Here is a 7,881-nt window from a genome sequence, read left to right as displayed (position 1 = left end):
GACGGCGACCCGGCCGCGGCGGTGCGCGCGGTGACGGGCGGTGGCGCGGATGTCGCCCTCGAGGCGCTCGGCCGCCCCGAGACCTCTGCCAATGCCCTGAAATCCCTGCGCAAGCTGGGCCGCATGGTGCAGGTGGGCATGCCCGCGGGCGACCATGTGACCATGGCGCTGCCGATGGACGTGGTCTATTCGGGGCAACTAGCGATCTACGGCACCCGCGGGATGCCGGCCTGGCGCTATCCCTCGCTGTTGTCCTTCATCGAAGGCGCCGGGCTGGACCTGTCGCCGCTGGTCACGCGCCGCGTGGCGCTGTCGGGGGCCAGCGCCGAACTGGCCGCCTTCGACGGGCCGACCCCGCCGGGCATCGCCGTCATTACAGATTTTCAGCACTAAGGCGCGTGAACCCGCCCGCAAAGGCCTGTATCCAACCGCAAAGCACCCGAGGAGAGCCCCCATGAAAGTCGCCGTCCTGCAATTTCCCGGCTCCAACTGCGACCGTGACCTGGCCGTGGCCCTGCGCCAGGCCGGGGCCGATGTCACCGTGGTCTGGCACAAGGACAACGGCCTGCCCGCGGGCACCGACCTCGTGGCGGTGCCGGGCGGCTTTTCCTTTGGCGATTACCTGCGTTGCGGGGCCATCGCCGCCAATTCGCCGATCTGCCGCGCGCTGGTGCGCCATGCCGAGCGGGGCGGCTACGTGCTGGGCGTGTGCAACGGCTTTCAGGTGTTGACCGAAACCGGGCTGTTGCCCGGCGCCCTGATGCGCAATCGCGACCTCAAGTACATCTGCAAACCCGTTGATCTGACAGTGGAAACCACCGACAGCGTCTTTAGCGAAGGCTATGGGCCGGGCGACGGGATCACCCTGCCCGTCGCGCATCATGACGGCAACTATTTCGCCGATGAGGCGGTGCTTGAGGCCCTGCGCGCCGAGGATCGGATCGCCTTCACATACCGCGACAACCCCAATGGATCGGTCGCGGATATCGCCGGCATCCTGTCGCAAAACCGCCGGGTGCTGGGAATGATGCCACACCCCGAACGCGCCGTCAATCCGGCCCATGGCGGCACCGACGGGGCGGCGCTTTTCCGTGCTCTTGTCGGGCAACTGGCCGAGGCCTGATGGACGCGGCGCCCTGGGCGGGGTAGATTCGCCGCATGTCCGAAGGGGATCAGATGCGCCGCGCGGGCGGCAACTGGGCGGTGCGGCTCACGGTGCTGGGGCTGCTGGCCGTGGCGGCGACGCTGGTCTACTGGTCCGACCGGCTGCTGACCGAGCGCTTTACCGAGCGCACTCGCAACAGCGCCGAGGTGCGGGTTGCGCTCTATTCGGCCAACCTGCTCAGCGAGTTGCAGCGCAATTCCATCGTGCCACAGCTTTTGGCGCGCGACCCGGCGCTGATCGGGGCGCTGAACTCGGGCGACTATTCGCAATCCACCGCGCGGCTGCTGAGCTTCGTGGACGAGATCGGCGCCGCCTCGCTGCTGCTGCTGGACCGCGAGGGGCACATCGTCGCGGCGACCGACCGGGAACGGCTGGGCCAGAACCAGCGGTCGAATCCGCATTTCGTCGAGGCGCTGCGGTCCAACGCGACGGTCTTCACCGTCGAGGAACGCCCCGAGGGCGGCTTTGCCTTTACCTATGCGCGCCGGATCATGGCGAACCAGGTCACGCTGGGGGTGGTTGCGGTCGAGGTGGACCTGGCCAAGCTCGAACGCAGCTGGGCGGGCATCTCGGATGCGGTTATGGTGACCGACAGCGAGGGCCGCGTGATCCTGGCCACCGAGCCGCGCTGGCGCGGGCGCCCCGCCCCAGAGGCGCTGTCGCTGGTGCCGCCGCAGACCGCGATCGAACGGGGCCTGCGCAGTGCCCCGGGCTGGTCGGCCCTGCCGATCGAGAGCTACCTGCGCGGCGATGGAGTCATGCGCCAGGCGGTCCGCGTGCCTTTCCAGGGCTGGCAACTGATCAGCTTTACCACCTATGCCTCGGTGCGCGAACGGGTGAACTCGATCCTGGCGCTTGAAATCATGGGGTTTGCGATTCTCCTGACGCTGGTGTTTTGGGGGCTGAGCCGCAAATCGGCGCTGCGGATGCGGGTCTTTCAGCGCGAGTCGGCGGAGCTTCGCCAGTTGAACGTGCGCTTGCAGCGGGAAATTGCCGAGCGCGAGAAGGTCGAGAAGGACCTCGAAGTGGCCGAACAGACCGTGGCGCAGACCTCGAAACTGGCCGCGCTTGGCGAGATGTCGGCGGCTGTCAGCCACGAGTTGAACCAGCCGCTGGCGGCCATGAAGACCTACCTAGCTGGCGCGCGGTTGCTGTTGTCGCGGCACCGCCCCGAAGAGGCGCTGGCCAGTTTCCAGCGCATCGACGGCCTGATCGAGCGCATGGGCCAGATTACCAAGCAACTCAAGTCCTATGCGCGCAAGGGCGGCGACACGCTCGAACCCGTCGACGTCAAGGAGGCCGTGCTCTCGGCCCTGTCGATGATGGAGCCGCAACTGCGCCAGCGCCAGGTCGCGATCAGCCAGGCGCTGCCCGACGGGCCGGTGCGGGTGCTGGCCGACCGGCTGCGGCTGGAACAGGTCATCATCAACCTGCTGCGCAATGCGCTGGACGCCACCAAGCCCGTCGAGGAGCCCGCCGTGGATATCCTGCTGGCCCAGGGCGAGACGGTTCGGCTGAGCCTGCGCGACAACGGCCCGGGCATTGCCGATCTCGACAGTCTGTTTGAGCCCTTCTACACCACCAAGGAACCCGGTGACGGTGTCGGGCTGGGCCTTGCCATTTCCTCGGGCATCGTGAACGATTTCGGGGGGCGTCTGACTGCGCGGAACGCCGCCGATGGCGGCGCGGTCTTCGAGGTGCAATTGCCGGCCTGGACGGCCGAACGTGAAGCAGCGGAGTGAGGTGCGCCATGGCTCAAGCCATGAAAATCGCCATCGTCGATGACGAACAGGACATGCGGCAGTCGATCTCGCAGTGGCTGGCGCTCTCGGGCTATGACACCGAGGCCTTCGCCAGCGCCGAGGAGGCCCTCAAGGGCATCGGCAGCGATTATCCCGGCATCGTGGTCACCGACATCCGCATGCCCGGGATGGACGGGATGCAGTTCCTCAAGAAGCTCAAGAGCCAGGACAGCGCTTTGCCGGTCATCATGATCACCGGGCATGGCGACGTGCCCATGGCCGTCGAGGCGATGCGGGTGGGGGCCTATGATTTTCTCGAAAAGCCCTTCAACCCCGACCGCATGACCGAACTGGCGCGCAAGGCCAGTACCGCGCGGCGTCTGGCGCTGGACAACCGCGCCCTGCGCCGCGAGCTGTCCGATGGCAGCGCGCTGATGTCCAAGCTGATCGGGGCCAGCCCGATCATGGAACGCCTCAAGGAGGATATCCTGGACCTGGGACAGGCCGACGGCCATGTCCTGATCGAAGGTGAGACCGGCACCGGCAAGACGCTGGTGGCCCATGCGCTGCACGCGGTTGGCGCGCGGGCCAGCAAGAAATTCGTGCTGATCTCCTGCCAGGCTTATGACGAGGCCGCGCTGGCGCGGCGGCTGTTCGGCCCGGTGGACCAGGACGACCCGATCCCGGCCATGGAAGAGGCCCGCGGCGGCACCCTCGTGCTGGAAGACATCGAGGCGCTGAGCCGCGACACCCAGGCGCGGCTGCTCACCGCGATGAACGAGCAGGGCACTCCGGGCGAGACCCGCATCGTGGCCATCTGCAACCTTCAGGACGAGGGCAAGACCTGCGAGAGCGAGCTGCGCTCGGATCTGTTCTATCGGCTGGCCGCCCTGCGCATCACCGTGCCGCCCCTGCGCCAGCGCGGCGAGGACATCCTGGCGCTGTTCACCCGGCTGAGCGAGCAGTTTGCCGATGAATACGGCTGTGACGCGCCCCATGTCAGCGCCCAGGAGGCCGCGCAGCTGCTGCAGGCGCCCTGGCCGGGCAACGTGCGCCAGCTGATCAACGTGGCCGAACGGGCGGTCTTGCAGAACCGGCGCGGGACCGGCTCCATCGCCTCGTTGCTGATGGCGGATGAGGACGTGCCAGAACAGGCCATGACCACCGAAGGCAAGCCGCTCAAGGAGTATGTCGAGGCCTTCGAGCGGATGCTCATCGACAACACCATGCGCCGGCACCGCGGCTCGATCGCCAATGTGATGGAGGAACTGTCGCTGCCGCGCCGGACCCTGAACGAGAAGATGGCCAAGTACGGCCTGCAAAGGTCGGACTACCTGGAGTGAGTGACAGTCCCCGCGCCCTGCTGTTCGACATGGACGGTCTGCTGCTGGACACCGAGCGTGTCGTGCAGGCCGCCTTCGTTGAGGAATGCGCCCGGCTCGGCCGGGTGGGCGACGAGGTGCGCGACTTCTTCCTCGCGCTGGTGGGCACATCGGGGGCCGAGGCGTCAGACCGGGCCGGCCGTTTTCTGGGCACGGGCGTGGACATGGACGCCTTCAACGCCGCGATCGAGACCAATTTCAACACGCGCATGGCCCAGGGCGTGATGCTGCGCCCCACCGTGGCCGAGGTGATCCCGGCGCTGGCCGCGGCCGGGCACGCCATGGCCGTTGTCACCTCGACTCGGGGCGATCGGGCGCGTCATCACCTGGACGCGGCCGGCCTGCTGGGGCATTTCCGCTTTGTGCTGGGGGGCGACGAAGTGCCCAGTCCAAAGCCCGACCCCGCGCCGTACCGCATGGCCGCCGAGCGCCTGGGCCATGCGCCGGGCGACGCCCTGGCCTTTGAAGACAGCGATACCGGCACCACGGCGGCAGTGCAGGCGGGCTGCACCACGGTGCAGATTCCCGACCTGCGTCCGGCGGGGCAGGCGTTGCCCGACCTGGGTCAGCATGTCAGCGAAACCCTGGCGGCAGGGCTTGCCCTGTTCGATCTGCCGGGCTGATTTTCGAACACCCGTCAGTTTCACATTGTAATCTGCCCTGCGCCTGACTTATGTAGGCAGAACAGGCCTCGGGCAGGTCCAGCTCCTGTCCCCGGTTTGAACGGATTTTCCGTCAAGGTATCGCGGAGAAAGACCCGACCTTCACGGACGACAGAATATGGTCCCGCCACCGGCAGGCCATTGGAACAGCCCGCGGGCGCGGACCCTGACAGGATCATCGCGCCGGGCCACTGAATTGGCGGCCTCCGGGCCGTCGGAGAAGAAACGCGATGCACGGCGTGAGCAGGACAGTTCGGACAGGCGCGGCCCAAGGGCCCGCACTGACTGTCCCCGCGCGCATCGCCAGCACTGGACATGACGTGGCATAGGATGCGCCCCCTGGGGCGGGTCCCTCTGCGTCGTGCGAACGGATAGAATGCCCAAGAAAATGCTCATTGATGCCACCCACGCGGAAGAGACCCGCGTCGTGGTGGTTGACGGAAACAAGGTCGAGGAATTCGACTTCGAGACACAATCGCGCCGCCAGCTAGCGGGCAACATCTACCTGGCCAAGGTCACGCGGGTCGAACCCTCGCTGCAGGCGGCCTTCGTGGATTACGGCGGAAACCGGCACGGTTTCCTCGCATTCTCGGAGATCCACCCCGACTACTACCAGATCCCCACCGCCGACCGTGAGGCGCTGCTGGCCGAGGAACGCGCCTATGCCGAGGCCATGAAGGCCGAGGATGAGGACGACGCCAAGCAAAAGCCCAAACGCCGCCGGTCGCGCGCCAAGCCCAAGCCCGCGGCCACCGAGGGCAGCGATGCCGTGACAAGCACCGCGCCCGCCGAGGTGCAGGAGGCCCCGCAGGAAACCCCCGAGGACGAGACCTCGGGCGATATCGAGGGCATGCAAGTGCTCGACGGCGGCTCTGCGATGGACGGGCCCGACGAGGGCAGCTCGCCCATGGAAACCGTGGCCGAGACCCCGATCGAGACTCCCGCCGCCGACGAGGACGACAGCGCCGCCGGTGCCGGGGATGCCAGCGCCCGCGACGACAGCATCGAAAGCGTCGCCGACGAGGACGACAGCGAAGAGGTGCGCCCGGTGCGCAAGCCGCGCCCGCGCCGCTACAAGATCCAGGAAGTCGTCAAGGTGCGCCAGATCCTGCTGGTGCAGGTCGTGAAAGAAGAGCGCGGCAACAAGGGGGCCGCGCTGACCACCTACCTGTCGCTGGCGGGCCGCTATTGCGTGCTCATGCCCAATACCGCGCGGGGCGGCGGCATTTCGCGCAAGATCACCAATGCCGCCGACCGCAAGAAGCTCAAGGCGATTGCCGGTGAAATGGATGTGCCTCAGGGCGCGGGGCTGATCATCCGCACCGCCGGGTCGCAGCGCACCAAGACGGAGATCAAGCGCGACTACGAATATCTTCAGCGCCTGTGGGAACAGATCCGCGAGTTGACGCTGAAATCCATCGCCCCTGCGCCGATCTACGAAGAGGGCAATCTGATCAAGCGCTCGATCCGCGATCTCTACAACAAGGAGATCGACGAGGTGCTGGTCGAGGGCGACGCGGGCTATCGCACCGCCAAGGACTTCATGAAGATGATCATGCCGTCCCACGCCCGAAACGTGAAGCACTACACAGAGGGACTGCCGCTTTTTGCGCGTTACCAGGTCGAGGGCTACCTCGGAAACATGTTCAACCCGACGGTGCAGTTGCCCTCGGGGGGCTACATCGTGATCGGAGTCACCGAGGCGTTGGTGGCCATCGACGTGAACTCGGGCCGGGCGACCAAGGAAGGCTCGATCGAGCAGACCGCGCTCAAGACCAACCTGGAGGCCGCCGACGAGGTTGCCCGCCAGCTGCGCCTGCGCGACCTGGCCGGGCTGATCGTCATCGACTTCATCGACATGGACGAGCGCAAGAACAACGCCTCGGTGGAAAAGCGCATGAAAGACCGGCTCAAGACCGATCGCGCGCGCATCCAGGTGGGCCGCATCTCGGGCTTTGGCCTGATGGAGATGTCGCGCCAGCGCCTGCGCCCCGGCATGCTCGAGGCCACGACCCAGCCCTGTCCGCATTGCCACGGCACCGGTCTGCTGCGCTCGGATGACAATGTGGCGCTCGCGATCCTGCGTCAGATCGAGGAAGAAGGCGTGCGCGGCCGCACCCGCGAGGTGTTGGTCAAGGCGCCCGTGGCAATCGTCAACTACCTGATGAACCAGAAGCGCGAGCATATCGCCCAGATCGAGGCGCGCTACGGGCTTTCCGTGCGGCTCGAGGCGGATGTTGCGCTGGTCTCGCCGGATTTCCAGATCGAGAAATTCAAGCAGGCCACCCGGGCCGTGCCCGAGGTGGACAGCGCCGTGATCTCCTCGGAAACCGCCGTGATGGCCGAACCCGAGCCCGAGGAAGAGCCCGAGGCGGCGCCGGAACCGGCTGCCGCCGACGCGCCCGCCCCCGAGGCCGAGGGCGAGGAGCAGCCCAAGAAAAAGCGTCGCCGCCGTCGGCGTCGACGCAAGGGCAACGGCACCGGTGAGACTCAAGCCAATGGCGACCAGTCGGGCAGCGAGGCCGCCGAGGGCGCGACCGCGTCAGAAGCGCCTGCCGAGGCGCAGGCGGAGGCGGCATCGGGCGATGCGCCCGTCGAGACGGCCCAGGAGAAACCCAAGCCCAAGCGCACCCGGAGCCGTCGCAAGAAGACAGACGAGGCGGCCCCCGCGGCCGAGACACCAGCGCCGGAGGCTGGCACGGAGGCCCCCGCCGAGATGAGCGCCGAAGCGACAGTCGAAGAGCCGCCGAAGCCAAAGCGCACGCGCAGCCGCCGGAAGAAGGCCGAAGCCCCCGCCGAGACCGAGGCCGCCGATCCGCAGCCGGCCGCGTCCTCCGAGACGCCCGCTGAGGCAGAGGCGGAAAAGCCCAAGCCCAAGCGGACCCGGACGCGCAAGAAGACGCCCGAGGCCGCGCCGGAAGACGCGGCCC

The 7,881-nt window shown here is 67.4% G+C and carries 6 protein-coding genes; all 6 read left to right on the top strand.

Features of this window, described 5'->3' with window-relative positions:
- The coding region (locus ACH107_RS27495; protein WP_412508868.1) for a zinc-binding dehydrogenase at positions 1-393 on the top strand (393 nt) is incomplete at its 5' end.
- Between the two features lie 61 nt (positions 394-454).
- The gene (gene purQ, locus ACH107_RS27490; protein WP_412508867.1) at positions 455-1,123 is read left to right on the top strand and encodes a phosphoribosylformylglycinamidine synthase subunit PurQ; all 669 of its coding nucleotides are present in this window, start codon (positions 455-457) and stop codon (positions 1,121-1,123) included.
- A 35-nt stretch (positions 1,124-1,158) separates the two neighbouring features.
- Positions 1,159-2,907, top strand: coding sequence for a sensor histidine kinase (locus tag ACH107_RS27485; RefSeq protein WP_412508866.1), 1,749 nt, complete (start codon positions 1,159-1,161; stop codon positions 2,905-2,907).
- Between the two features lie 8 nt (positions 2,908-2,915).
- Positions 2,916-4,250, top strand: coding sequence for a sigma-54 dependent transcriptional regulator (locus ACH107_RS27480; RefSeq protein WP_310691648.1), 1,335 nt, complete (start codon positions 2,916-2,918; stop codon positions 4,248-4,250).
- Entirely contained in the window at positions 4,247-4,912 is a 666-nt protein-coding gene (locus tag ACH107_RS27475; protein ID WP_412508865.1) for an HAD family hydrolase, read from the top strand. The genes ACH107_RS27480 and ACH107_RS27475 overlap by 4 nt, the downstream gene beginning before the upstream one ends.
- A 415-nt stretch (positions 4,913-5,327) precedes the next feature.
- Positions 5,328-7,881: Rne/Rng family ribonuclease (locus tag ACH107_RS27470; protein WP_412508864.1), on the top strand; the 2,554-nt coding region annotated here is incomplete at its 3' end.

The sequence above is a fragment of the Roseovarius halophilus (ex Wu et al. 2025) genome, from assembly GCF_047086965.1.
The sequence above is the reverse complement of the archived record's forward strand: the minus strand, read 5'-3'. Positions and strand labels throughout refer to the sequence as shown.